This window comes from Chelatococcus albus, from assembly GCF_030067675.1.
Classification (GTDB): domain Bacteria; phylum Pseudomonadota; class Alphaproteobacteria; order Rhizobiales; family Beijerinckiaceae; genus Chelatococcus_A; species Chelatococcus_A albus.
Window position 1 is genome coordinate 351,010 of the sequence record NZ_JASJEV010000003.1, and the last position, 25,111, is coordinate 376,120.

27 protein-coding genes are annotated in these 25,111 nt (G+C 69.3%); 10 read left to right on the plus strand and 17 right to left on the minus strand.

The annotated features are described in order from the left end of the window. Genes QNA08_RS07290 through argH form a run of 4 tightly spaced genes read right to left on the minus strand, consistent with a single transcriptional unit; the run spans window position 1 to window position 4,039 of the window. The gene (locus QNA08_RS07290; RefSeq protein WP_283740018.1) at window positions 1–831 is read right to left on the minus strand and encodes an ABC transporter substrate-binding protein; all 831 of its coding nucleotides are present in this window, start codon (window positions 829–831) and stop codon (window positions 1–3) included. A gap of 37 nt (window positions 832–868) precedes the next feature. Then, window positions 869–1,648, minus strand: coding sequence for an amino acid ABC transporter ATP-binding protein (locus QNA08_RS07295; RefSeq protein WP_422679871.1), 780 nt, complete (start codon window positions 1,646–1,648; stop codon window positions 869–871). Window positions 1,649–1,665: 17 nt separating this feature from the next. After that, window positions 1,666–2,586: an amino acid ABC transporter permease gene (locus QNA08_RS07300; protein WP_283740019.1), complete on the minus strand. Its 921-nt coding sequence runs from the start codon at window positions 2,584–2,586 to the stop codon at window positions 1,666–1,668. A gap of 28 nt (window positions 2,587–2,614) precedes the next feature. Next, window positions 2,615–4,039, minus strand: coding sequence for an argininosuccinate lyase (gene argH / locus QNA08_RS07305; protein WP_283740020.1), 1,425 nt, complete (start codon window positions 4,037–4,039; stop codon window positions 2,615–2,617). Window positions 4,040–4,165: 126 nt separating this feature from the next. Between argH and QNA08_RS07310 the strand changes: the two genes are divergently transcribed. Continuing rightward, window positions 4,166–5,068 carry a LysR substrate-binding domain-containing protein gene (locus tag QNA08_RS07310; protein ID WP_283740021.1) on the plus strand — a complete coding sequence of 301 codons (903 nt, stop codon included), beginning with the start codon at window positions 4,166–4,168 and terminating at the stop codon, window positions 5,066–5,068. A gap of 38 nt (window positions 5,069–5,106) precedes the next feature. On the opposite strand, the gene QNA08_RS07315 is transcribed toward QNA08_RS07310, so the two are convergent. The 8 genes from QNA08_RS07315 to QNA08_RS07350 form a co-directional block, all read right to left on the minus strand. Next, a complete protein-coding gene (locus tag QNA08_RS07315) occupies window positions 5,107–5,562 on the minus strand; it encodes a response regulator (RefSeq protein ID WP_283740022.1) in 456 nt (151 codons plus the stop codon). 174 nt (window positions 5,563–5,736) lie between these two features. After that, window positions 5,737–6,123, minus strand: a complete 387-nt coding sequence (locus QNA08_RS07320) for a response regulator (RefSeq protein ID WP_283740023.1) — start codon at window positions 6,121–6,123, stop codon at window positions 5,737–5,739. Between the two features lie 10 nt (window positions 6,124–6,133). Further along, window positions 6,134–7,222, minus strand: coding sequence for a protein-glutamate methylesterase/protein-glutamine glutaminase (locus QNA08_RS07325; RefSeq protein WP_283740024.1), 1,089 nt, complete (start codon window positions 7,220–7,222; stop codon window positions 6,134–6,136). Further along, window positions 7,222–7,842: a chemoreceptor glutamine deamidase CheD gene (locus QNA08_RS07330; protein ID WP_283740025.1), complete on the minus strand. Its 621-nt coding sequence runs from the start codon at window positions 7,840–7,842 to the stop codon at window positions 7,222–7,224. Before QNA08_RS07330 ends, QNA08_RS07325 begins: the two co-directional genes overlap by 1 nt. 2 nt (window positions 7,843–7,844) lie before the next feature. Further along, the gene (locus QNA08_RS07335; protein WP_283740026.1) at window positions 7,845–8,690 is read right to left on the minus strand and encodes a CheR family methyltransferase; all 846 of its coding nucleotides are present in this window, start codon (window positions 8,688–8,690) and stop codon (window positions 7,845–7,847) included. Between the two features lie 199 nt (window positions 8,691–8,889). Further along, the gene (locus tag QNA08_RS07340) at window positions 8,890–9,399 is read right to left on the minus strand and encodes a chemotaxis protein CheW (RefSeq protein WP_283740027.1); all 510 of its coding nucleotides are present in this window, start codon (window positions 9,397–9,399) and stop codon (window positions 8,890–8,892) included. Next, on the minus strand, window positions 9,396–11,708 hold the full coding sequence (locus tag QNA08_RS07345) for a chemotaxis protein CheA (RefSeq protein ID WP_283740028.1): 2,313 nt from the start codon (window positions 11,706–11,708) through the stop codon (window positions 9,396–9,398). Before QNA08_RS07345 ends, QNA08_RS07340 begins: the two co-directional genes overlap by 4 nt. Window positions 11,709–11,718: 10 nt before the next feature. Further along, window positions 11,719–12,078: a response regulator gene (locus QNA08_RS07350; RefSeq protein ID WP_283740029.1), complete on the minus strand. Its 360-nt coding sequence runs from the start codon at window positions 12,076–12,078 to the stop codon at window positions 11,719–11,721. Between QNA08_RS07350 and QNA08_RS07355 the strand changes: the two genes are divergently transcribed. Then, on the plus strand, window positions 12,062–12,418 hold the full coding sequence (locus tag QNA08_RS07355; protein ID WP_283740030.1) for a hypothetical protein: 357 nt from the start codon (window positions 12,062–12,064) through the stop codon (window positions 12,416–12,418). The genes QNA08_RS07350 and QNA08_RS07355 overlap by 17 nt on opposite strands. 126 nt (window positions 12,419–12,544) lie before the next feature. Here the strand turns inward: QNA08_RS07355 and QNA08_RS07360 are convergent, their stop codons facing one another. Then, window positions 12,545–12,886: an ABC transporter substrate-binding protein gene (locus QNA08_RS07360; RefSeq protein ID WP_283740031.1), complete on the minus strand. Its 342-nt coding sequence runs from the start codon at window positions 12,884–12,886 to the stop codon at window positions 12,545–12,547. Between the two features lie 72 nt (window positions 12,887–12,958). Between QNA08_RS07360 and QNA08_RS07365 the strand changes: the two genes are divergently transcribed. From QNA08_RS07365 to QNA08_RS07390, 6 genes are all read left to right on the plus strand, one after another. Next, entirely contained in the window at window positions 12,959–13,183 is a 225-nt protein-coding gene (locus QNA08_RS07365) for a hypothetical protein (protein WP_283740032.1), read from the plus strand. 187 nt (window positions 13,184–13,370) lie between these two features. Continuing rightward, window positions 13,371–14,447: a pyruvate dehydrogenase (acetyl-transferring) E1 component subunit alpha gene (pdhA, locus tag QNA08_RS07370; RefSeq protein ID WP_283740033.1), complete on the plus strand. Its 1,077-nt coding sequence runs from the start codon at window positions 13,371–13,373 to the stop codon at window positions 14,445–14,447. Next, window positions 14,444–15,424: an alpha-ketoacid dehydrogenase subunit beta gene (locus tag QNA08_RS07375; RefSeq protein WP_283740034.1), complete on the plus strand. Its 981-nt coding sequence runs from the start codon at window positions 14,444–14,446 to the stop codon at window positions 15,422–15,424. Before pdhA ends, QNA08_RS07375 begins: the two co-directional genes overlap by 4 nt. Next, complete coding sequence (locus tag QNA08_RS07380; RefSeq protein WP_283740035.1) at window positions 15,421–16,569, plus strand: dihydrolipoamide acetyltransferase family protein; 1,149 nt, start codon at window positions 15,421–15,423, stop codon at window positions 16,567–16,569. The genes QNA08_RS07375 and QNA08_RS07380 overlap by 4 nt, the downstream gene beginning before the upstream one ends. Window positions 16,570–16,991: 422 nt before the next feature. Continuing rightward, window positions 16,992–17,420, plus strand: coding sequence for an Hsp20/alpha crystallin family protein (locus tag QNA08_RS07385; protein WP_283740036.1), 429 nt, complete (start codon window positions 16,992–16,994; stop codon window positions 17,418–17,420). Between the two features lie 325 nt (window positions 17,421–17,745). Continuing rightward, window positions 17,746–19,587 carry an ABC transporter ATP-binding protein/permease gene (locus tag QNA08_RS07390; RefSeq protein WP_283740037.1) on the plus strand — a complete coding sequence of 614 codons (1,842 nt, stop codon included), beginning with the start codon at window positions 17,746–17,748 and terminating at the stop codon, window positions 19,585–19,587. Between the two features lie 89 nt (window positions 19,588–19,676). Here the strand turns inward: QNA08_RS07390 and QNA08_RS07395 are convergent, their stop codons facing one another. Continuing rightward, entirely contained in the window at window positions 19,677–20,324 is a 648-nt protein-coding gene (locus tag QNA08_RS07395) for a phosphoribosyltransferase (RefSeq protein WP_283740038.1), read from the minus strand. 39 nt (window positions 20,325–20,363) lie between these two features. Next, on the minus strand, window positions 20,364–21,017 hold the full coding sequence (locus QNA08_RS07400; RefSeq protein WP_283740039.1) for a dienelactone hydrolase family protein: 654 nt from the start codon (window positions 21,015–21,017) through the stop codon (window positions 20,364–20,366). A 297-nt stretch (window positions 21,018–21,314) separates the two neighbouring features. On the opposite strand from QNA08_RS07400, the gene QNA08_RS07405 reads away from it, so the two are divergent. Together QNA08_RS07405 and QNA08_RS07410 are read left to right on the plus strand one after the other, a co-directional pair. Beyond that, window positions 21,315–21,920 (plus strand): TetR/AcrR family transcriptional regulator, encoded by a 606-nt coding sequence (locus QNA08_RS07405; protein WP_283740040.1) that lies wholly within the window; start codon window positions 21,315–21,317, stop codon window positions 21,918–21,920. 63 nt (window positions 21,921–21,983) lie between these two features. Next, window positions 21,984–23,183 (plus strand): DUF418 domain-containing protein, encoded by a 1,200-nt coding sequence (locus QNA08_RS07410; RefSeq protein WP_283740041.1) that lies wholly within the window; start codon window positions 21,984–21,986, stop codon window positions 23,181–23,183. On the opposite strand, the gene QNA08_RS07415 is transcribed toward QNA08_RS07410, so the two are convergent. Next, window positions 23,180–24,001 (minus strand): sugar phosphate isomerase/epimerase family protein, encoded by an 822-nt coding sequence (locus QNA08_RS07415; RefSeq protein WP_283740042.1) that lies wholly within the window; start codon window positions 23,999–24,001, stop codon window positions 23,180–23,182. The genes QNA08_RS07410 and QNA08_RS07415 overlap by 4 nt on opposite strands. Window positions 24,002–24,041: 40 nt before the next feature. Beyond that, window positions 24,042–25,082: a Gfo/Idh/MocA family protein gene (locus tag QNA08_RS07420; RefSeq protein ID WP_283740043.1), complete on the minus strand. Its 1,041-nt coding sequence runs from the start codon at window positions 25,080–25,082 to the stop codon at window positions 24,042–24,044. Window positions 25,083–25,111 lie beyond the last annotated feature (29 nt).

A 25,111-nucleotide genomic window follows, 5' to 3' on the forward strand; every position in this document is an offset into this window, starting at 1 on the left:
TCAGTCCCTGCCCTGGTTGAGGGCGACGGGAGCGAGCTTGTTGGCCGTGAGGCCGTGCTTGGCGAGAAGCTGGTCGTAGGCACCGCTCTTCTGCAGCCGTTCGAGGGCGCCCTTCACCGCGTCGCGCAGGCCGGCCTCGGTCTTCAGGAAGGGAATGCCCGAGAGCGATTCCGTGAATGCCTCGCCGAGGAGCACATAGGTGTTGGGCTCGAGCTGCTGGAAATAGGGCAGCGTCTCGTTGCCCTGCACCGCGCCTTGGATGCGCTGCGTCTTGAGCTGGTTGCGCGCATCCGCCGAGCCCTCGGTTCCCACCACCGTGATGGCCGGCTTGCCCTTGGCGACGCAGTTCTTCTCGCTCCACGCGGCGATCTGGTTCGGCCAGTTCGTCGAGCGGCTGGCGCCGACCGACTTGCCGCACAGGTCCTCGGGCGTCTTGATGTCCTTGGCGAGCGCCGTGATCGTGTAGAACTGCGCGCCCGACTTCATGTAGTCGACGAAATCGACCGTCTCGCGCCGCGACGGCAGATCGCTCATGCCGGCGAGCACCATGTCGACGCGGCCGGTCTGCAGCGACGGCAGCATCTGCGCGAAGGCGATCTCCTGCCATTCGACCGTCACGCCGAGCTCCTTGGCGACGGCCTCACCGAGGTCGATGTCGAAGCCCTGCAACTTGTTGGTGGCCGGGTCCTTGTAGGTGATCGGCGCGTAGTTCGGATTGGTGGCGACGACGATCTTGCCTGCCTGCCTGATGCGCGCCGGCAACTCCTGCGCCAGCGCCGGCACGGCCGCGAGCATGGCCGCGGCTGCGGCGAGTGTTGCGAACGTCTTCATTCTGGTTCTCCCCTGCACTCGTTATGGAGGTCGCCGGTCAGGACAGGACGGCGGCAATGAAATCGCGGGTACGCTGCTCGCGCGGGTCGACGAGGACCTCTCGGGGCGGGCCGACCTCGACGATGCGCCCCCGGTCCATGAACACGACGCGGTTCGCCACCTCGCGCGCGAAGCCGAGTTCGTGCGTGACGACGATCATGGTCATGCCGGTCGTCGCGAGGTGGCGCATGACGGCGAGAACCTCGCCGACGAGCTCGGGGTCGAGCGCCGAGGTCGGCTCGTCGAAGAGCATGAGCTTCGGCTTCATCGCCAAGGCACGGGCGATGGCGATGCGCTGCTGCTGGCCGCCGGACAGCTCGCTCGGATAGGCGTTGCGCTTGTCGGCGAGGCCGACGCGCTCGAGCAGCGCCAGGGCTTCCGCGCTCGCCTCCTTCTTCGCCCGCTTCTGAACGGTCACCGGCCCCTCGATGATGTTCTCGAGGGCGGTCATGTGGGCGAAGAGGTTGAAGCGCTGGAAGACCATGCCGCTCGCCAGCCGCTGGCGGGCGACCTCGGCGTCGGTCAGCTCGTAGAGGGCGTCGCCGTCGCGGCGGAAGCCGGCGAGCTCGCCGTCGACCCAGATGGCGCCCGCGTCGATGCGCTCGAGCTGGTTGATGCAGCGCAGGAACGTGCTCTTGCCCGAGCCCGACGGCCCGATGATGCACAGGACCTCGCCGCGCGGGATTTCGAGCGACACGCCCTGCAGGGCGTGCAGCGGCCCGAAATGCTTGTGGACGTCGACGGCGACGACCATGGGCGTCGCGGCAGCTCCCTGCATGTCGTCACCTCCCCGCATCACGCGGCCTCCGGCGCGGCCGCCGCCGCGCGCGCCGGGCGGCGGTCGCCGCGCCCCCTGGAGAAGTACCGTTCGAGATAGTGCTGCCCGATGGACAGGATCGTCACCACGACGAGGTACCAGATGGCCGCGACGATGAGCAGCTCGATGACGCGCGCATTGGCGTAGTAGATCGTCTGCGCATTGCGCAGGATCTCGGCATACTGGATGACGCTTGCCACCGAGGTGAGCTTGACCATGCTGATCACCTCGTTGCCCACCGGCGGGATGATGACGCGCATGGCCTGCGGCAGGACGATGCGGCGCAGCGTCGTCAGTCGCGTCATGCCGATGGCCTTGGCCGCCTCCGTCTGGCCGACGTCGACGGAGAGGATGCCGCCGCGCACCACCTCCGCCGTATAGGCCCCCTGGTTGATGCCGAGGCCGAGGAGTGTGGCCACGAATGGCGTCATCACGTCGACGGTCCGCGCCTCGAAGAGGCCCGGGATGCCGAGCCGCGGGAAGACGAGCGCGAGGTTGAACCAGAGCAGCAGCTGCAGCAGCAGCGGCGTGCCGCGGAAGAACCAGATGTAGAAGACAGCGACGTTCTTCAGCACCGGGTTCGGCGACATGACCATGATGGCGAAGAGGACGCCGAGCGCGATGCCGAGGACCATGGCGCATACGGTCATGAGGATGGTGTTGGCGAGGCCGCTGAGAATCGCCGGCGCGGTGAAGAACTGCGCCACCACTGGCCAGGCGATCTGGCCTTCGGCAAAGGCCTTGGCAACCGCCGCGAAGGCGAGAAGGATCAGCGCCGCCGCGACCCAGCGGCCATAGTGCCGGCGCGGCACGTGGCGCAGATGCGCGATGGAATAGGCCGAGGTGACACCCACCGGCTTGGCTTCGGCTGCACTGGTGTTCACGACCGTCCGATCCATTCCCGCAATCCCGCTCCCTGCCGGCGCCTCAGCTGCGCGGTCCGTCGTAGGCCGCCGCCCATTCTCGCTGCGCCTCCAGCGTTCCGGCGAGCCGCGCCAACTGCTCGCGCACCCGCTCGGGCGCAGTGCCGCCGTAGCCCCTCCGAGCCGCCACCGCCGCTTCCGCCGTCAGGCAGCTCCTGATCGCCGGCTCGAGTCGCACGTCCACGGCGGCGAGATCGGCCTCGGCGAGGTCATCGAGCCCGATGCCGCGGTCCTCGCAATGCCGCACAAGGGCGCCGGTGATCTCGTGGGCTTCGGAAAAGGGCACGCCACGGCGCGCCAGCCAGTCCGCCACCTCGGTCGCCAGCGTGAAGCCATCAGTCGACTGTTTCTTCAGCGCGGCGACGTTGACCCGCATGGTGCGCACCATGCCGGCCATCGCCGGCAGCACGAGGGACAGCGTGTCGACCGCCTCGAATGCCGTACGCTTGTCCTCGGCGAGATCGCGGTTGTAGGCGAAGGGCAGCCCCTTCAGGGCGGTGAGCATCGCTGCGAGGCCGCCGATCAGCCGGGCCGCGCGCCCGCGCGTCAGCTCCGCGATGTCGGCGTTCTTCTTCTGCGGCATGATCGACGAACCGGTGGCATAGGCATCGTCGAGTTCGATCCAGCCGAACTGGCGCGACGACCACAGGAAGATCTCCTCCGCGAGGCGTGACAGATGCACGCCGAGCATCGCCGCGACGAAGAGGAATTCCGCCACGTGGTCGCGGCTGCCCACCGCATCGATGGAATTCTCGCAGGGCGCCTCGTAGCCGAGTTCCCGCGCCGAGAGCTCGGGCCTGAGCGCGATCGCCGAACCCGCAAGGGCCGCGGCCCCGAGCGGGGAACGCGCGGCGCGACGGTCCCAGTCGCGCAGGCGCTCCACGTCGCGCGCGAAGGTCTGGCTGTGGGCGAGAAGCTGATGGGCGAAGGTGACGGGCTGTGCCGGCTGCAGATGCGTGAAGCCGGGCGCCACCGTTTCGACATGCCTCTGTGCCTGGGTCACGAGCGCGTCCTGCAGCGCGAGAACGTCGAGCGCCAGGCGCCGGCCCACGTCGCGCAGGTAGAGCTTCAGGTCGTTGGCGGCCTGGTCATTGCGCGACCGGCCGGCGCGGAGCTTGCCGCCGACGGGCCCGAGCCGATCGACGAGCACGCGCTCGAGAAAGGTGTGCACGTCCTCGTCCGTCTCGGAGGGGCGGAGCGTGCCGGCCGAGACATCCTCGTCGATCGCCGTGAGTGCCGCCGCAATGCATGCCCCCTCCTCCTCGCTCAGCGCACCCGCCCGCACGAGCTCCCGGGCATGGGCGAGCGATGACGCGATGTCATAGGGGACGAGACGGAAATGGCTGCTGTCCGAACGGGACAAGCTCATCAGCTCGGGCGCGGGGCTTGCGCGGAAACGGGCTCCCCACAAGCGTTTCGGCTGGTCCATGCAGATCTCCGTCGGCTCCGGGGAGGCTGACAGGGTGTCGCAGGCATCACAAATGAAATGATCTCCCATCGGTAGTCGGTGTTGGAATATCTAGAGGGCTCGTATTCCCTTCCGGCAACGGTCGTCATGCAGGCGCGCACTCTCCCCTCCACCACCGCGCTCCGGGTCCTCGTCGCGCTCGCCGAGCACGGTTCGGCATCGGAAGCCGCCAAGGCCGTGCATCTGACGCAGAGCGCGGTCAGCAAGCAGTTGAAGGGGCTCGAGGAGAGCGTGGGCATGCCGCTCTTCCTGCGCAATGGTCGGGGCCTCACGCCGACGGAGGCCGGCCAGATCTATGTGCGCCAGGCGCGCGTCGCCCTCGGCGCGCTCGAAGCGGCCGCCGCGCGGGTCGCTGCCCTGCGGGGCTCTCCCCATTCCATCCGCCTGCATGTCCTGCCCATCCTCGGCGACCGCTGGCTCGTACCTCGCTTCTCCCGGTTCACCGAGCAGCATCCCGGCGTCGACGTGCAGTTCACCACCTTCGTCACGAGCACGATGGCGGAGGAGGCGGACGCGGTCTTCCGTTTCGGCGAAGGCCACTGGCCCGGGCAGGATGCGGACTATCTCTTCGGCCGCAACGTGGCGCTCGTCGCGGCGCCGCAGCTGCTGCAGCGCATGGGCGGCATCGAGACGGCCGACGACGTGCGCCGCTACACGGTTCTCGACCACTTCCAGACGCCCTTGCGCTGGAGCGAATTCGCCGAGGCGCAGGGGCTCACTGACTTCACGCCGGCGCATACGGTGCGTTTCGGCTTCTACGCCCTCGTCATCCGGGCGGCCATAGCCGGGCAGGGCCTCGCGCTCGTGCCGCGCAGCCTGATTGCGGACGAACTGGCGGCCGGCCGCCTCGTCAATCCGAACGGGCTCGGCTTCTTCAGCCGTCACGGTTACTGGCTGACGGTGCCGAACGACCGGCCGCCGCGACCCGGCCTCGTCGTCTTCCGCGCCTGGCTGCTCGAGGAGGCGCGGGCACTCGGTCCGGACGCGTAAGGCCGCCGGACGCGAGAGGGCCGGTCGGGAAGATCCGATCAGAAGAAGTCGGCGTTGCTGAAGACGCGCTGTTCGGGGCGCAGATGCGCGCCGACCGTGGTGAAGGTGCGCGGGATGGAGATGACACCCTGCAGGTGCTGCCACAGCGCCTTGGGCGAGATCGGCTTCGCCAGCACTTCATTGGCGCCTGCCGAGGTCGCCTTGATGACGTTGTCCTGGGTGCACTGCGCCATCGTCACGATGACCGGCACCTTCGGCGATGGCGATACCGCGGGAGAGCGGATCATGCGCACCAGCTCCTCGCCGTTGAGAAGCTGAACATCCCAGTCGACGAGCACGATATTCGGCCGCCGCTGCTCGAAGATGCCGATGGCCTCGGCGCCGTCGGTCGCCTCCAGGATGCGCCGCAGGCCGACCTGGTTGAGCAGATCCCTATAGATCCGGCGCAGGTGTGGACTGGCCTCCACCACCAGCACGCAGAGATTGGGAAACATGGGGGCTCCGTGGATCATGAGCCGGGCTCACCGACAGCAACGCCTCTCGCCGATCATCGCGGGCGATGAATAAGCCCCGGTGAATCGGCAAGGTTGATTTTCCGTGACCACGGACCGTGGCAGAACCTTCCGCGATCGCCCGCCGCGCCGGCACCGGGGCGTGCGTCCCTGCGCTCAGGCGGTGCCGAGCACCTTCTGCAGACGGACATCGAGATCGCCGATCTCGTAGGGCTTCACCACATAGTGGTTGGCGCCGATCGCGGAGGCTTCCTTGAGCTTCTCGACGGAGCGCTCGGCCGTTGCCATGATGACCTTGATGTGGTTGAGCTCGGGCACGCTGCGGATGGCGCGCAGGAGGTCGATGCCACTCATGCCCTCCATGTTCCAATCGAGCAGGATGACGTCATAGGCCTTCTGCTGCATCTTCTTCAGCGCCTCCATGGCGCTCTCGGCCTCGTCGATCTGACGGAAGTCGAGCTGCTGAAGATAGTATGAAGCAAGGCCGCGCATGCTCTTCTGATCGTCGACCACGAGGATGCGAATCTGATCCTTCGGCTTCATGGATCGCTCCTTACCTGACTCGAGATGCTTTTGGTTCTTGCGCGATTCTATAAATGTCGTTGGCGATCTCATCGAGCGGCACGACATGGTCCGCCGCGCCGATCTCGAAGGCGGCCTTGGGCATACCGTACACGACGCAGGTTTCCTCGCTTTGAATCAAAGTCGCGGATCCGGCCTTGCGCATTGCCAGCAGCCCCTGTGCGCCATCGCGCCCCATACCGGTGAGCAGGACGCCGATGGAGTTGTGGTGCGCGAGCCTGGCGACCGAGTGGAACATCACGTCCACGGACGGGCGGTGGCCGCTGACGAGCGGCCCTTCGACGAGCGACACGCTCAGGCTGCTGCCGCGTTCGACGACCTCCATGTGCCGGTTGCCGCCCGGCGCGATGTACACTGTGCCCGGCTCGAGACGCTCGCCGCCGGCTGCCTCCCGCACGGTGAGTCCGGTCACCTGTTCGAGGCGCGCGGCGAAGCGGCCGGTATAGCCCGGCGGCATGTGCTGGGTGACGACCACGGGCAGACGATAGGGTGCGAGGTCGCGCAGCACCCGCTGCACCGCGGGTACGCCGCCTGTCGAAGCGCCGATGGCGACCAGGGGCAGATGGCCGCGGGCCAGTTCCGTGACCTTGCGGGCCTCGCGCGCCGGCCGGGGCGCAGCATTGACACGGGCAACGGTCTTCCTGCTGCCGGCGGCGCGACGCAGCGCTGCCAGCAGCGTCTCCATGAAATGCTCGAGGGTGTTCGTGCCGGCGTCCGGCTTCTCGATGAAGTCGACCGCGCCGAGCTCCAGCGCCTGGATCGTGTTGTCCGCACCGGGACCGCCGAAGGCCGAGACCACGAGGACCGGCAAGGGGTCCTGGCGCATCAGGCGGTTGAGCAGGGCGAGGCCGTGGCGCCCCGGCAGTTCGAGATCGAGCGTCACCACGTCCGGCCGCGTCTCCTGGATGGCGTCCCAGCCCTCCTCGGCGCTGGCGGCCGCCCCCACCACGGTGAAGCCCTCGGCATTGTTGATGATGCCGGTGAGGAGGCGGCGCATGAGCATGGAATCGTCGACGACGAGCACGCGCACGTCGCCGGTGGTTGCAGATCCGTAGCCCATCACTCGAAGATCTCCACGGAGCCGGCGACGGGCCGCACGGTGACGCGATTGAGATATGCCATTTCCTGACCGGCGAGATTGGCGTGTTGCGGCCGGTCGACGTGCTGGACCCAGACCCGGCCGCTGTGGGGATGGAAGTGGATGCGCCGCGGGCTGTCGCCGCCCACGTCGCTTGAGGCGACGGGGATGCGCTCGCGGGCGAGGAACTCCTGCACGAAGGCGATGTTGCGCTGCCCGATGGCGAGGCTCGTCGGACCGGCGAGAACGCGCGCGCCGCCGAAGATCTTGGCCTCGAGGTTCTGCCGCTGGGCGCCACGCTTGAAGAGCGCGTTGAGGAGCACCTCCATGGCGGTGTCGCCGTAGCAGAGCCCGGCCGTGTCGGGTCCCAGGGGCCCCGCACCCACCTGTGGCAGAAGGAAGTGATTGAGCCCGCCGACGCCGGTCGTCTTGTCGCGTACGCACGCCGAGACACAGGACCCAAGCACGGTCGCGAGCACCTCGCCCTTGTCCGTCGTCACCTCGTGGTCGCCCGGTGCCACCGTAATGATCGTCGCGTCGAACCGCGGATCGAAGTAGCGACGGGACGTCGTTGCAGGCCGAACGGCCCCCTTTGAACTCATCGTTACTTCCTGCGATAGATCGTGCGCCCGATGACCTCGAGCGATGGATGCAGATGCGGCCGCGACTCGGAATGTCCGAGATAGAGCCATCCCCCCGGCCTCAGCACCTCGACGAAGCGGTCGATGATGTCGCTCGTTGTCGGCTGGTCGAAGTAGATGAGCACGTTGCGGCAGAAGATCACGTCGAACGGGCCGCTCACCGGCCAGGGCTCGATCAGGTTGAGACGCTTGAACGTCACCAGCCGGCGGATTGCGTCCGGAACGCGGTATTCCCCCGGCGTCTGCGTGGCCTCGAGCTTGAGGAGCGGCCGCAGGTCGGCGGGCATGCGCTCCACCGCCTCGCTGGCATATCGGCCCGCCTCGGCCCGACGCAGGATGTCGGAGTCGATGTCCGTCGCGAGGATCCGGAAATCGCCCTTGGGAGGCCCCTTGAACGCGTCGTGGACGCAGGCGGCGATGCTGTAGGGCTCCTCTCCCGAAGAGCTCGCCGAGCACCACAGCCGGACCCGTCCAGCCGGCCGGTGGGTGATCTCCATCAGGGACGGCAGCACCGCTTGGCGCAGATGGTCGAAGTGATGGCGCTCGCGGAAGAAGGACGTGTGGTTGGTGGTGACGGCATTGATGAGCTCGCCGATCTCCGAGGCCCCCTCGGGGCGCCGCAGGAGGGCGCAGTATTCCGCCACCGAGGTCAGGCCGAGCGCCTTGACGCGGCGCGCCAGCCGCCCGCGCGCCATGGCCTCCTTGTGCTCGCGGATGACGATGCCCGCGTGGCTGTGCACGACCTGGGCGATGAACCGCAGATCGTCACGGGTGATGGACAGATCGAAGCTCGGCGAGAATTGCGACATCTTTCACCGCAAGGGCAACCCGACCGGGGCAGCGCAACATCCGATCCTCACACTGGACGGCGCCGCAATGCCCCCCTCTTTCATGCAGTCTCCCGCCCGCCCCCGTGCCGTTCCCGGTTCCTCCGGAGGGACGCGCATCCCCACCGTCCGGCGGCCTGGGCCTCCGGCGAGGGCGGCGCATGGCCCAGCGCCGCTCCTCTCAGGCGGCGTTGGCGTGGCGCGAGGAGGCGTCTTCGACGATGCCGTCCTGGGTGATGGCGGCAAGGTCGAGAAGGGCGACGATCTCGTTGTCGAGCAGGGCCAGGTGCTCGATCAGGCCCGAGTGGTCGCGCTCCACGTCCGGCGTCGGCCGGATGGCGCTCGCCGGCACGTCGACGATGTCGGACACGGTGTCGACCAGGATACCAGCGGTCCGGTCGGCGATGTCCACCACGACGATCACGTGGGCTGCGGTCGCCTGCGTCGTGCCGAGGCCGATGCGGGCCCGCAGGTCGTAGACCGGCAGGATGACGCCGCGCAGGTTGACCACGCCGCGCACGTAAGGCGCGGCATGCGGCAGCGGCGTCGTCTCCTGCCAGCCCTTGATCTCACGCACCGTCTGCACGTCGATACCGAAGGTCCTCTCGTCGACGCAGAAGGTGACGATCCGGCGCGACGCGTCGGAACCCGCCGAGGGAGAGGTTTCCGTCATGTTGAGAGCCTGTGTCATCGCTTGTTCACCGTCATCGCTTCCACGAGGGGACGCCGCTGCTGCGCCGCGAGCCGCGGCATGGTGTCGACGTCGAGAATAAGGGCGACGAGGCCGTCGCCCAGGATGGTGGCGGCTGAGGCGCCGGTCACGCGGCCGTAGTTCGTCTCGAGGCTCTTCACCACGACCTGCTGCTGACCCAGGATGTCGTCTACCGCGATGCCGATCCGGTCGCCGCGGTCCGTCTCGGCAATGATGATGACGGTCTCGTCGCTCGGCGGGCTGTCGGTCATGATGGCGCCGAGGCGCGCCACCGGCACCACGTCGTTGCGCCAGCGCAGCACCTCCTGGCCTGACGGCAGATGCTCGACGGTGTCGTCGCTGAGCCGCAGCGTCTCGACGATGCTGGTGATCGGCACCACGAAGCGCTCGCCGGCCGAGCGCACGATCATGCCGTCGAGCACGGCGAGCGTCAGCGGCAGCGACATGGTGAAGCGGCAGCCTCGGCCGGGATCGGAATCGACGGTGATGCGGCCGCCGAGCGCCTCGACATTGCGGCGCACGACGTCCATGCCCACGCCGCGCCCCGAAACGTCGGTCACCTTGTCGGCGGTCGACAGCCCCGGCGCGAAGATGATCTCGTCGATCTCCTGCGGCGAGGGGCGCGCGTCGGGAGCGACGAGCCCCTTCGACCTGGCCTTGGCGAGGAGTTTCTCGCGGTTGATGCCGCGACCGTCGTCGGCCACCGAGATGACGATGCGGCCAGCCCGGTGCTCCGCCGAGAGGTGGATGACGCCCTCGGCCGGCTTGCCGTTGGCCGTGCGCTCGGCCGCCGTTTCGAGACCGTGATCCATCGAGTTGCGGATCATGTGGGTGAGCGGGTCGGCCAGCTCCTCGATGACGGTCTTGTCGACCTCGGTGTTCTCGCCCGAGAGGACGAGACGCGCCTCCTTGCCGAGCGTCTGTGCGAGCTCGCGCACAAGGCGCGGCATGCGCTGGAAGACCGTCTTCACCGGCTGCGCGCGCACCGCCATCACATGGTCCTGCAATTCGCGCGTCTGGCGCGTCAGCGTCAGGATGCCGTCGGCGAGCTTGGTGCCTTCGTCGATGGTCAGCATGCGCGCGCGCTCGGCCAGCATCGACTGGGTGATGACGATCTCGCCGACGAGATTCATCAGGCGGTCGATGCGGTCGAGATCGACGCGGATGCTGCCGACCTGCTTCGCGCGGCCCGCGGGAGCGCCGCCGCGCTGCGGCTGGCCCGCGTCGTTGGCGGCCCTGGCGGGCATACCTGCCGCGGCGGGCGCCGCCGCGCCTTCCGCATCGTTCCTCGTCGCCATGCTGGCTTCGGCGCTGGCAGCGATGGCCGCAAGGCTCGCGGCGAGGCTCGCCGGCACTTCCGGCGCTCCGCCCGGCGCCGCTGCGCCAACGGGAGCGGCACCGGACGGCGCCATGCCCCCTTCGGGACCGCCAACCGAAAACTCCTGCGCGTCGAGGAACATGTCGAGCGCGTTCGCAATCGCCTCCCGCGGCACGGCGCCCTCGAAGGCAACGTCGAACTGCAGGCAGCAGTCGCCGACGTCGAGCTCCTGAAGCGACGGGACGGCCGCAACATCCGCGGTGATCGTCAGCGGCCCGATCGCCTCGAGCGAACGCAAGAGCACGCGCGGGTCGATGCCGCGGCGGAACAGATCCCGATGCGGACGGATGCGCACGACCGTTCCCTGTGCCGGCCTTGCGGCTGCGGAGGCAGCCGGCGGGGCGACCGCGGGCGCGGGCCTCGGGTTCTCGAAGGGGTCGTCGTCGGGGTTCCAGGGTGTCTCCTCGGCAGGCGCGGAAACCGGTTCGGGCGCGGCGCCCGGCACGGTGCCGCTCGCCACCTGGGCGATTAGCTTGTCGAAGATCGCCGTCAGCTCCGGCGCCTTTTGCTCGGTCTTGGCCGGCGTCTCGAGCACCTGGCCGACACGCTCGAGTTCAGCGATGAGGTCGGCACGCTTGTTCGCCGGCTCGCCGTTGCGGGCGGCGGCGACAAGATCAGCCACCGCATCCGAGCAGCGCAGGAAGAGGCCGGTCGGCGCCTCCTGCACCGGCACGCGCCCGGTGCGCAGGTGATCGAGCGAGGCCTCGAAGGCATGCGCGAAATTGACGAGGTCTGCGAAGCCGAAGGCGCCCGCTCCACCCTTCACCGAATGGATGGCGCGGAAGGCGGCATTGACATCCTCGGGATCCGTCGACCCCTCGTCGAGCGCCTGCAGCCGCGCCTCAAGCGCAGCCAGAAGCTCTTCGCACTCCTGAAAGAACGACTGCTTGAGTTCGTCGAGGAAGTCCATAGCCGGCCAACTAGTTCTTGAAGCGCTCGAGCAGCGCCAGCAGCGTTGTCGGTTCGAAGGGCTTGACCATCCAGGCGGTCGCCCCGGCGCGGCGGCCTTCGGCCTTGGCGTCGGGACCGTTCTCCGTGGTCAGGATGATGATGGGCGTCTGTTCGCCGCCCGGGCGGGCGCGGCATTCGCGGGTGAATTCGATTCCGTTGAGGATCGGCATGTTGAGGTCGGTGATCACCACGTCGGGCTTGGCCTCCTGGAAGCGCGCCAGACCCTCCTCGCCGTTCTCCGCCTCCACGACGTCGTGGCCGGCCGAGCGCAGGGTCATGCACAGGAGGTCCCGCAGGGTCTTGGTGTCATCGATGGCTAAGATCTTCACGGCCTCACTCCACACTCAGAGGGCCATCGTTCAAGTCGATCCCAAACGCGTCGAAGGACGCGAGGCAGGACGCCGACGGCTTTCTAAGGACAACGCGCTGGCCGCACTGCGCCGCGCTCTTCGCAGCCGCCACGAGCAGCTGCACCCACATCGCCGGCAGGGCGTCTATTGCATCGGCATTGATGGCAATACTTTCGCCCTGCTGCAGCGCAACCAATATCTGATTGCGAATGGCGACAGCGTCAGCCTGCGAATAGCTTGTTGGTATTGCGACAGAGACGACCATCTTCTGCTACCGCCCGAATTTTGTCTCATTCGTTTCTCGGACGGCAGGCGTTAAAATTAAATTGATGCAGCGGCGGGCCGATGCCGCGGGGCCTATCGATCCTGCCTTCCCCGACAAGACGCGTCCCCTCGCCGGCGACGCAGCCGGGCTCGCCGCTGCAAGGCGGTCAGGGAACATCCGTTACCGCGGGGAGCCCCGGCTTGCCTCGTGGAGGCCGCGAGGGCGAGCGCGATTCGCCATCTGCGGCAGCCCGTGCGGGGCTATTCCCCTCCCGCGCCGCCCGGCGTCGTTGGGCGGCTCCTTGCGGACAACCTTCTCCCAGGGCAGCTTGCCGCCCCAGTAGCCGTCGAAGCGCTCGGGCACGAGCTGCTCGTTCGGCATCCGGGAGACGAACTTGTAGGGGCCGGTGCCGATGGCGCCTTGCCCGAGCTGAAGCCCTCGTTTGCCGTGTCCTCTGGTGGAGAAGTCCCCGGCGGCCCTGGAGGAGACGACGAAGAGCCAGATGCTCGCCGCCGTCGGCATCGACGCGCAGGCGAACGCCCTGCCCGGCGCCGTCCATTCCCGGCCAGGACAAGCGGCGGGTTCTCTCTCACCATGGCGGGCTGGGGCACGCTGACGGGCGAGGCCAACCACACGCTCTCCTGCCTGTTCCACACCAACGACCCGAAGACGAAGCTCGGCGCCTTCAACGTGCGGGCCTGTTCCAACCCGGTGATGGACAAGGTCATCGAGGAGAGCAACAGGCTCGTGGCCGTCGATCGCCCCTCCCTGCCGATCGCCGCCGTCGCACCGCCTGGGCCAAGCAGAAGGACAAGGTGACCATCGTCCCGCGCGCCGACGAGGCCACGCTGGCCATGAACATCGCGCCGGCGCGGTGGTAACGTTCCCCGGCGAGCGGCCCCGGCCCGGGACGCAACGTCCGGGCCGGGATATCCGATACGATTACAAGGCGTGATCGCCGAACGGGGCGCGGCGAGGTATCATCGGGCGGTCGGGGTCACCGGCCATGACAACGGTCGCCACGTTCTCCATCGCCTTCACCCGCATTCTCGCCCCCTCGGGCGAGCTCGTTGCACCGCTTCCCGCCTTCGCGGCCGATCCCGCCGAGCTCGTTGCGCTTTTCCGCGCGATGGTGCTGACGCGCACCTTCGACGCCAAGGCGGTGGCGCTGCAGCGCACCGGCCGGCTTGGCACCTATGCCTCCTCGCTCGGGCAGGAGGCGGTCGCCGTCGGCATCGGTGCCGCCATGCGCCCCGCTGACGTTCTCGTGCCGAGCTTCCGGGAGCACGGCGCCCAGCTCATGCGCGGCGTGAGCGCCAAGGAGCTCCTGCTCTTCTGGGGCGGCGACGAGCGCGGCAACGATTTCGCCGGGCCGCGCGAGGATTTTCCCGTCTGCGTGCCGGTGGGCTCGAATGCGCCGCACGCGGTCGGCGTCGCCCTCGCCTTCCGTCTGCGCAAGGAGAAGCGGGCCGTGGTCTGCGTCGTCGGCGACGGCGCGACGTCGAAGGGCGATGTGGCGGAGGCGCTCAACATGGCGGGGGTGTGGAAGGTTCCCGCCGTCTTCGTCGTCAACAACAACGGCTGGGCGATCTCCGTGCCGCTGGAGAGGCAGACGGCGGCCGTCACGCTCGCCCAGAAGGCGGTCGCTGCCGGCATCCCGGGCGAACAGGTGGACGGCAACGACGTCATCGCCGTGCGCAGCGTCCTGGAGCGGGTGCTTGCGCGGGCGCGCGATGGCGGCGGCCCGAGCCTCGTCGAGGCCGTGACCTATCGCCTGTCGGACCACACGACCGCCGACGACGCGAGACGCTACCGCGACGATGCGGAGGTGAGCCGCCATTGGGCCGAGGAGCCGCTCGTCAGGCTGCGCACCTATCTGACGCAGCGCGGCATCTGGACCAAGCAGGATGAGGAGACGCTCCTCCAGGAGTGCGGCCGCGCGGTCGAGGAAGCCGCGAGCGCCTATCTCGCCACGCCGCCGCGCGAACCGGCCGCCTTCTTCGATCATACCTTTGCCGCGCTGCCCGCCGATCTTGCCGAGCAGCGCGCGGGCATGACCGCCGAACGGCGAGGTGAGCCATGAGCGAGGTCAGTCTCGTCCAGGCCGTCAATCTGGCGCTGAAGCGCGCCATGGCGGAGGATCCGCGCGTCATCGTGCTGGGCGAGGACGTGGGCGTCGACGGCGGCGTCTTTCGCGCGACCGAAGGCCTGCTCGCCCTCTACGGAGAAGAGCGCGTCCTCGACACCCCGCTCGCCGAGGCCGCCATCGCGGGCGTGGCGATCGGGCTCGCGGCACAGGGATTCCGGCCCGTGGCCGAGATCCAGTTCACCGGCTTCGCCTACAGCTGCATCGACCAGATGCTCAATCACGCCTCGCGGCTGCGCACCCGCACCTGCGGGCGCCTGACCTGCCCGATGGTGCTGCGATCGCCGGGCGGCGGGGGCATCCGCGCCATCGAGCATCACTCGGAGAGCCCGGAGGCGATCTTCGCCCACATTCCAGGGCTCAAGGTCGTGATCCCCTCGTCGGCCGCACGCGCCTACGGGCTCCTCCTCTCCGCGATCCGCGACCCCGACCCGGTCATCTTCCTGGAGCCGACCAGGCTCTACCGCGTCTCGCGCGGGGAAGTGGCGGACGACGGCGCGGGGCTGCCGCTCGAGCGCTCCTTCATTCTGCGCCCCGGCACGGACGTGACCCTGGTGGCCTGGGGGGCGATGATCCGGGAGACACTGGCGGCAGCGCAGCAGCTCGCCGACGAGGGCATCGAGGCGGAGGTCATCGACGTCGCCACGCTGAAGCCGCTCGACACGGCCACGATCCTCGACTCGGTGGCACGCACGGGACGCCTCGTCGTCGTCCAGGAGGCACCGCTGACCTGTGGCTTCGGCGCCGAGATAGCCGCCCGCGTCGCCGGCCGCGGTCTCATGAACCTTGTCGCGCCGATCGAACGCGTCGCCGGTTACGATACCGTGATGCCGTATGCCCGCACCGAAACCTTCTACATGCCCGACACGGCGCGCATCATGGCGGGCGTGCAGCGTGTGATGAGCTACGCATGAACGAGTTCCGCCTGCCCGATCTCGGCGAGGGCCTGCAGGAGGCCGAAATCGTCGCCTGGCACGTGACCGCGGGCGATCACGTCGTCACCGACCAGCCGCTCGTCGCGGTCGAGACCGAGAAGGCGGTGGTGGAAATCCCCTCGCCACGATCGGGGCGCATCGCCGAGCTCCTTGCTCGCCCGGGCGAGCGGGTGCAGGTCGGGGCGCCCCTGCTCGTCTTCGAGACCGAAGGCACGAGCCGCGAGACCGGCACCGTCGTGGGCGAGCTCGCCCCGGCCGAGCCGGCCCCGGCCGCACCACGGGGCACCGCCCCGCAGACCACCCCGGCCGCCGGCCCGGCGCCCGGTCGCGCCCCGGTCCGCGCCGCCCCGGCGGTTCGCGCACGGGCGAAGGCACTCGGTGTCGATCTCACGCGCGTGACGCCGAGCGGGACGGACGGCACCGTCACGCTTGCCGATGTCGAGGCTGCCTCCGGCGGTCTGGCGAAGGTGGGGGAAGGGGAGCGCGAGACGACGGGCGAGGCGCTGCGCAGCGCGCGCCGGACGATGGCGCTCAATATGGCCCGCGCCGGCCGCGAGGTGGTGCCGGCGACACTCATGGACGACGCGGATATCGAGGGCTGGCGCCCCGACGAGGACGTGACGGTGCGGCTCATCCGCGCCATCCTCGCAGGCTGCGAGGCAGAACCCGCCCTCAATGCCCGCTTCGATGGAGCGAGCCTCGCAGTGCACCCCAATCCGCGCCTCGACCTCGGGATCGCCGTCGACGACCCGGAAGGGCTCTTCGTGCCCGTGCTGCGCGACGTCGGGGGCGATGATGCGGCCGGCTGGCGCCGGCGCATCGACGCGCTGAAGGCCGCCGTGCGCGACCGCAGCCTGTCCCCGGCCGATCTGCGCGGCGCGACCTTCACCTTGTCGAATTTCGGTACGATCGCCGGCCGGCACGCCACCCTCGTCGTCGTGCCGCCGCAGGTGGCAATCCTCGGGGCAGGACGAACCGTTGACCGGCCGGTCCGCTCCGGCGGAGGCATCGTGCTCCGGCGCATGCTGCCCCTCTCGCTCACCTTCGACCACCGGGCCATCACCGGCGGCGAGGCGGCGCGCTTCCTGCGCGCGGTCATCGCGGACCTCGAGCGCATGGGCTGAGCAGCCCGGCGGCGGCGCCCCCTTTGCCGCCTCGCATACCGCCCTATATCTACGCCCAAGAGAACGCATCCGCAGAGCACGCAAGGAGACCGGATGGGGAGTGTACCGGCCCGCGCGAAGCGTTCGCCGTCGGGATCGCGCGGCGCGGCAACGGCTCCCGCGCAAGCGATCATGGCCGGAATTGTCTTGGGTCAAATCGCGGCCGGGCCGTCGATGCTATGCGAAGGTTGCGTTCTCGAGCGATCTCGCGCCGGTGAGCGACACCGGTCCGCACCGGGGGGATGATCGCGAGGCGCTGGGCTTGCGGATCGATCGCGGCGACGCGAATGTGCGGCTCACCGTTCGGTCCATCGCACCCGCACAGGAGGAATGCCATGGAACGCCATTTTCTCCCCAGCCTATTCGGACGGAGTGGCAGGGCGGTGGGCGATGTCTTCGCCGACCTGCAGAAGGAGATCGATCAGGTCTTCGACGATTTCCTGGGCCGGCGCTGGCCCATGAGCGTCGGGGCGATGGGTCAATTCACGCCGTTGGTCGATGTCGCCGAGACGGCCGACGCCATCGACATCACTGCCGAGCTGCCAGGCTGCGATCCGAAGGACGTCGAGGTGACGGCCACTGACAGCACACTGACCATCCGCGGCGAGAAGAAATCCGAGAAGGAGACGAAGGACAGGAATTGGCAGATGGTCGAGCGCTCCTACGGCGCCTTCGTCCGCACGCTGCCCATCCCCTTCGCGGTCGACCCGGCGAAGGTCGACGCCACCTTCGACAAGGGCCTGTTGAAGATCCACCTTCCCAAGCCGCCGGAAGCCAAGAGCGAAGCGAAGAAGATCACCATCAAGTCATAACCGCTCCGGCCACGGCCGGGACAACGAGAAGCCCGCAGCAGCGCGAGCGGGGGCGCGCCTTCCCGTCGCAACGGACGGGGCGGCGCGCCTGCCGGGCGCGGGCTTCATTCTGATCACCACACGACAGGGCGTCGCCACCCCGGGTTGACGGCCCCCCTCCCCCCTTCCGATCCTCGACCGGGCGTGAACTCACCTCGGTCTCGATTGCCGGAAGCACGAGGGACTATGCTTCCCTTCGCAAGGTACGACATCGAGCCCGGGGCCGATCAGCGCCACACCCAGCCGGCATCGGCCCTGTCGCCCGACGACAGGGGGGCACGATCCCATGACGGCGAATTCCGAGACGGCGCTGCACGCAAAGCCCGTTGCGAGGAACGACAGGGAGCCGGTCGGCGTCTTCGCCGATCTTGCGATGCTCATCGGCGCCTTGAGATCGTCACCCCAGAAGGCCCCGCTCGCCTTCCTCACCGCCGCGATCGTCGGCGTGGTCGTTGCGACGGTCATCGGGCAGATCAGGCTGAACGCCTGGCACCAGCCGTTCTACGATGCGTTGGCGCAGAGGGATCTCGGCCGGTTTGTCCACCAGCTCCTTGTCTTCGGCGCAATCGCCACAGCGCTGCTCGTCCTCAACGTCGCCCAGACGTGGCTGCATGAGATGCTCAAGATGCGCCTGCGCGCGGGCGCGACGAATGATCTCGTCAGGCAATGGCTCATGCCCGGGCGTGCCTCGAAACTCGCATGGTCCGGGACCATCGCCGTCAACCCCGACCAGCGCATCCACGAGGACACGAGACATCTGACCGAGTTGTGGGTGGACATGGCGGTGGGACTGTTCCAGTCCGCCCTGCTGCTCGCGAGCTTCACTGCCGTGCTCTGGATCCTCTCGCGGGACGTCGTATTCACCTATGCCGACCGGACGTTCGCCATCCCCGGATACATGGTGTGGTGCGCCCTGTTGTACGCCGCAACGGGGTCCTGGCTGAGCTGGCGGGTCGGTCGGCCGCTCATTGCCATGAACGCCGAACGCTACGCCCGCGAGGCGGACTTGCGCTTCCTGCTCGTCCATACGAGCGAGCATGCGGACGCCATCGCCCTCTACCGCGGCGAGAAGGACGAGCACCTGCGGCTGCGCCGCGAGGTCGACTCGGTGCTCTCGGTCATGCGCCAGCTCGTCGGCGCTCACACCCGGCTGACATGGGTGACGGCCGGTTACGGCTGGTTCGCCATCGTGGCCCCCGTCGTGGTCGCGGCGCCGGGTTATTTTTCCGGCGAGCTGTCCTTCGGTCGGCTGATGATGGTCGTGGGCGCCTTCTTCCAGGTCCAGCAGGCGCTGCGCTGGTTCGTCGACAACTTCAGCCGCATTGCCGACTGGCGCGCCACGCTCCTGCGCGTGGCCGCCTTCCGCCGCGCCCTGATCGAGGTCGAGGCCCCGGGCCGGAAGGCGGAGCGCATCGAGCTCGTCGCGCATCCCGACCGCGCATTGGCCTTCGAAGACCTGCGCATCGTCTCCGGCACCGGCAGTGCCACCCTCAACGCCGGCCGCATCGAGATCGCTCCCGGGGAACGCATCCTCATCGTCGGAGGCCCGGGGATCGGCAAGAGCGCGCTCTTCCGCGCGATGGCAGGGCTCTGGCCCTGGGGGCGTGGCCGCATCAGCCTGCCCCCGCGCGACGGCATCATGTTCCTGCCGCAGCGCCCCTATATTCCGATTGCCCCTCTGAGGGCCATCCTGTCCTATCCGAAAAGGCCAGCGGCCTTCGCCGACGGCGTGCTGATCGGCGCCCTGCAGCGCACCGGCCTCTCCCACCTCGTCGGCCAGCTCGACTCACGCCAGCGCTGGGACAAGGAGCTGAGTGTCGACGAGCAGCAGCGCATTGCCATTGCGCGCGCGCTGCTGCATCGGCCGCAATGGCTCATCCTCGACGAGGTCATCGATGCGATCGACACCGAACACCGCCGGCGCATCCGCTCGCTCTTCGAGGACGAGCTGGCGGAAACGACGGTCGTCAGCCTGGGACGCCACGCCCGGCGGGAAGGCTTCTACACGCGCATCCTGCGCATGACGCGACACACCAATCGGGCGGGTTTCGCCCCGCCGGACAGCGCCTCTCCAGCACTGGCCCCGGCGGCGGCCGGCACCGGGCGATCGAAGGCCGGTTCGGGCTGAGGCAAGGCACACGGCCCGCCGTGGTCTGCCTCGCAGAACTCGCTGCTCCGGGGCGGGGCCGACGCGGCACGAACCGCCGCGCCTCCAGGCTATGGCGCCGAGCCGGCACCGTCGGAGGGCATGCCCCGCTCCCAGCCGTGGGCCTCCTCCAGGAGGGCGATCACTTCGCCGTCCTCCACCTGCGTGAAATCCAGGTAATGCATCCCGATCGCCATCAATGCCTCGGGCACATGGAGGCAGACGATCTCGTCGGCTTCCACTTCCAGGCGGTCGAGCGTGTCCTGCGCCGCCACGGGCGTGGCGATGACGACCCGCGCCGCGCCCGCTCCCTGCAGCCCCTTGAGTGCCGCACGCATCGTCGCCCCCGTCGCGATGCCGTCGTCGACCACGATCACGGTCCGTCCCTTCACCGACACCGGCGTGCGGTTGCCGTGATAGAGCACGCGGCGGCGCTCGATCTCCGCGAGCTGGCGGGCGCATTCGTCGCGGATGTAGTCCTGCCGCACGCGCAGCTCGCGCACGAGAACCTCGTCGATCACCATCTGGGGATCGGCCCCGTCGACGACGGCGCCCAGGGCGAGCTCCGGCTGCCAGGGCACGCCGATCTTGCGCACGAAGATGACGTCGAGCGGCGCCCCGAGTGCGCGGGCGATCTCGTAGCCGACGGGCACCCCGCCCCGCGGCAACGCCAGGACGACAGGCCGCTCGCCGGCGAGCCGACCGAGCCTCGCAGCCAACTGCCGTCCTGCAGACCTGCGATCCGCGAACATGGCTGACTAACCCGCGGGCGGCGCGAGATGGCGCAGGAACCAGCCCCGTGCGAGATCGATCACCTCGTCGAGCGCACCCGTCTCCTCGAAGAGATGAGTGGCGCCCGGCACGACGGCAAGCCTCTTCACGCAGCCGAGCGCCTCGAGCGCCGCCTGGTTGAGCGCGAGCACCGGCGTGTCGGCTCCGCCCACGATCAACAGCGTCGGCGCCCGCACCTCGGGCAGCGCGGTGGCCGCGAGATCGGGCCTGCCGCCGCGCGACACGACCGCCGCCACCGGGTTGTCGGGGCGGGCCGCGGCCACGAGCGCCGCGGCCGCGCCGGTGCTCGATCCGAAATAGCCGATCGAAAGGCCGCGCAAGTCCGGGACCTCCGGATCGGTACGCTCCGCGCCGGCTTGCTCCCTCAGCCAGCGTGTGGCGGCGAGCAACCGGTCGGCGAGCAGGGGGATGTCGAAGACAAGGCGGCGGTCGAGCGCCTCCTCCTCCGTGAGCAGGTCGAAGAGCAGCGTGGCGAGGCCGCCTTCCTGCAGGGCCGAGGCCACGTGCCGATTGCGCGGGCTGAGCCGGCTGCTGCCGCTGCCATGGGCGAAGAGCACGATACCCCTCGCCCCGGTCGGGCAGGCGAGATCGGCCGCGAGCCCGACCGGCGTGATCAGCATCGAGACCTGCCGGACATCGTGCGCCGGCGGTCGTGAACCCGCGTCCGTCATCGCGAGCTCCCATGGGGCCCGGGGCCGGTCGCGGACGAAACCCTGCCCCGCCGGCAGCCGAGCCTGCAGCAGGCTGCCCGAGCTGCCACCATTCTTCAAGGATTGGGCGCGCCGCCGCGGTACCTGCATGGTGGCTACGCGCCAAATCGGGCCTGCGCCGCCTTGACGCGGCCGCTGTCGGATTATAATTAGATCGACTAGTCGATTTATTTTTGACGACCCGTCGCGCGTCAACAGGCGATCCCCATGCGCAAGGTCGATCCCGAGAAACACGCGGCACGACGCCGCCAGATCGTCGCGGCCGCTGTCCTCTGCTTCGCGCGCAAGGGCTTCCACCGGACGAGCACGGCCGAGATCTGCGCCGAAGCCGGCATGAGCCCGGGCAACCTGTTTCACTACTTCGCCAGCAAGCAGGCGATCATCGCGGCCATCGTCGACCAGGAAGGGCTCGAGACGGCCGCCTATTTCGAAGAGGCGCGGCAGGCGGAGGACCTGTTCGGCCAGGTCCTGGGTTTCATGGACCTCGTCGCCGAACTCGCGGCCGACCCCACCTATGCGCGGCTCGCCCTCGACATCTCGGCGGAGGCCATGCGCGACGAGGAGGTCGCTGCGCGCGTCGCCCGAAACGACGCAGCGCTCCGGGGCCACCTGCGCGAGATCCTCGCCGCGGCGGCCGAGCGCGGGCAGATCGATGGCTCCCTCGACCTCGACGGGGCCGCGACCTGGATCGCCGCCCTCGTCGACGGGATCTTCGCGCGGGTCGCGGTCGACCCGGCCTTCAGGCCGACGGGCGAGAAACCGATGCTGCGGCTTCTCCTCTCCCGCTTCCTGCGATCCGGAGGGCCCGGCTGACGCGTCCGCATCCGCCGGCTCGATCGGACCATACGACTGCACGATGCTCGAGGACCCTGTGCCATGCCTGCCACCGCCCCGGCGCGGATCACCGATGTCGACGCCCTGCGCGGCTTCGCGCTCCTCGGCATCCTGGTCGTCAATTCCTGCGCCTTCGGCTCGGTCTACTACGGCACAGGGCTCGTCGACCCTGCCTTTACGGCGCCCCAGGACACCGCTGTCCGCTTCCTCGTCACGTTCCTGTTCGAGGCCAAGTTCTACCTCCTCTTCTCCTTCCTCTTCGGCTACAGCGTCACCTTGCAGATGCGCTCGGCCGAGCAGGCCGACGAGCAACTGATGCCGCGCATGCTGCGGCGGCAGCTCGGCCTGTGGGTTATCGGCCTCGCGCATGCGGTCCTCCTGTTCCACGGCGACATCCTGACGACCTATGCCGTGCTCGGCCTCGCCCTCCTAGGGCTGCGCCGCCGACCCGAGCCGCGCCTGCTCACCCTCGCCGGCCGGCTGATCATCGTCACGGCGGCGGCCTGGGGACTGGTCGGCCTTCTCCAGCTCCTGAACGGCGAAGGGCTCGATACGGCAGCGGCGCTCGCGACCGTGCGTGGCGCCGAGCTCGACTATCGGGGTTCCGTGGCGACCGTGATCAGCCGGAACCTGCGGCAGCTTCCGGAGACCGCGGTCGTCATCGTCCTCGCCCAGGCGCCCTGTGCCCTTGCGATGTTCCTCATCGGCTTCGTCGCGGGCAGACGACGGCTGCTCGAACGCGATCAGAACCGGCGCCCACTCGAGACCCGCCTGCTGCGGCTGGGTGCCACGGTCGGACTGCCCGGCGCCCTGTTCTGCGCCGGCACAGCGACCTTCCTCGTCGGAAGCGGCTGGGAAGTGCTGGGTCTGGCAGTGGGTCTGGCGAGCGCGCCCTTCCTGACCGGTGCCTATGTCGCAGCCCTGCTGCGCATCTTCCAGACGCGCGGCGGCACGAAGATCGCGGCAGTGCTCGCGCCCGCCGGGCGCATGGCGCTCACCAACTACCTGCTGCAATCGCTCGCCTGCGCCGTCCTCTTCACGGCCTACGGCTTCCGCCTGGTCGGGCAGGTCCCGCCCTGGGCCGTGGCTGCGATCACGGTCGCCCTCTTTTCCACCCAGATCGCCCTCAGCGCCGCCTGGTTGCGGCACTTCGCCTATGGGCCGGTGGAGTGGCTCTTGCGCGCGCTGACGGTCGGTGCCTGGCCGACCTGGCGGCGGCGCCAGCCGTCGGTGGCCGTCTAAGGCCCACCATCCGCTGCCGCGACGACAGCCCTTGCCAGTGCGAGATCGTGCCGAACCCGGTCGATGGCCGCCGTCGTGCTGGCCTTGTCGACCTGCGGGATCTCGAGGCTCACGGGAATCTCCGGCGGCAGGGCGCGCAGGATGGCGCGCAGGTCAAGCCCTCCCTCGCCGGGTGGCAGCCGCTCCGCCCGCGCCGTATGCAGCATGGCCTCGATGCTCGCCGGCCGCTCTGCCGGTGCATCGCAGAGCTGCATGTAATGGCACCTCGCGGCGGGGATGGCCGCGAGGTCGGCGACGGTCGAGCCCGCGCGGTCGAAATGCAGGGCATCGACGAGCACCCCGGCATTGGCCGCGCCCGCTCCTTCAACGATGCGCCCGGCGGTCGCGACATCCGGAACGTCGGTCCAGGGCATGGGTTCGAGGTCAATGGTGAGATCGAAGGCGCCCGCAAACGCGGCGAGTTCCGCCAGGTGCTCCGCCGCCCTCGCCGCGTCCGGATCGTTGCCGGCCACCAGCACGTGGCGCGCGCCGAGCATCTGGGCCACCGCCAGCAGCGCCTCGCAGTCGCGGGCGGAGAACGCCGGCACGAGCCGCAGGATCTCGACATCGAGGACGCGAAGACCGGTGTCGTTCAAGGCCGCGAGGGTCGCGGCGCGCAATCGCGCGTCCTTCGTCACGTCGTAGATCGGCTCGCTGACCGTTGCCGGGGCGAGCCGGATACCGACGGCGTCGAAGCCTGCGTCCGCCGCGAGGCGGATGAGATCCGGCGGCGTGAAATCGAGCACGGTCAGGTGCGAGAGCGAGAACAGGCGTGTCATGGGGTCCCGGGGTGGATGACAGGCGACAGTCGCGGCATGGTCACGCCGCCGGAGCGAGCGCGACGCGAGCTCCCGCCTGGGCCGAACGCCCGACGGCAAGCACCGTTTCGAGCGTGCGCAGACCGTCCGCGGCATCGACGAGCGGCGCTTCCTCGCCGCGGATGACGCGCAGGAAATGCCGCATCTGCTCGACAAGCGGATCGGCCGGCGTGACGGGAGCGATCTCGCGGGCAAGAGGCGCGCTCCATCCCCGGCCGCGCGGATAGCTCCAGACTTCGAGCATGGGGAGCGACAGCGTGCCCTCGGTGCCGCTGACGAGGTAGCAGCTCTCGAACTGCCGCGGATAGAGCCGGTTCTCGCCGGCGCTCAGCTCCCAGGAGTAGGGGCCGGCCGCCGCGTCGGACACGCAGAAAGTCCCGACCGCCCCGTCGGCGAAGAGGACGGCGGCGGCGGCGCTGTCCTCCACCGGATGCCGGCGCGCCACGTTGGAGGCGACCGCCTGCACCGCGACGATGTCGCCGCAGATGAAGCGCAGATTGTCGATGTCGTGGACAAGGTTGATGAGCACCGGACCGCCCCCCGGCTGCACGCGCCAGGACACCTCGAAATAGTCGTCCGGCTTCAGGACGAGGCAGGTAGCCACGACACAGGTGATCCGGCCGAGCTGTCCCGAGCGCACGATCTCCCGGGCCTTGCGCAGGATGGGATTGTGCCGCCGGTAATGCCCGACGAGGACGGGCACGCCCGCCCGCGCCTGGGCCTCGACGAGCCGCCGGCCCTCCTCCAGTCCGTCGGCGAGCGGCTTCTCGACGAGCACCGGCACGCCGGCCGCAAGGCAGGCGAGCGCCCCCGGCACGTGCAGCTGGTTCGGTGTCGCGAGAACGACGCCGTCCGGCCGCACGGTCTGCAGCATCGCCTCGATCGCGTCGAAGACCGGAACGCCCGCGCCCGCGATGCCGCGCGCGGACGGGGAAGGATCGACGATGGCTGCGAGCTCGGCCTCGGGCAGCGCCTCGATGACGGCGATGTGGCTGCGCCCGATGGCGCCCGCGCCGACCACGGCGATCCGGGTCCACGTCATCGGGTTGTTCCTCCTTCGCGGGCGCTCGT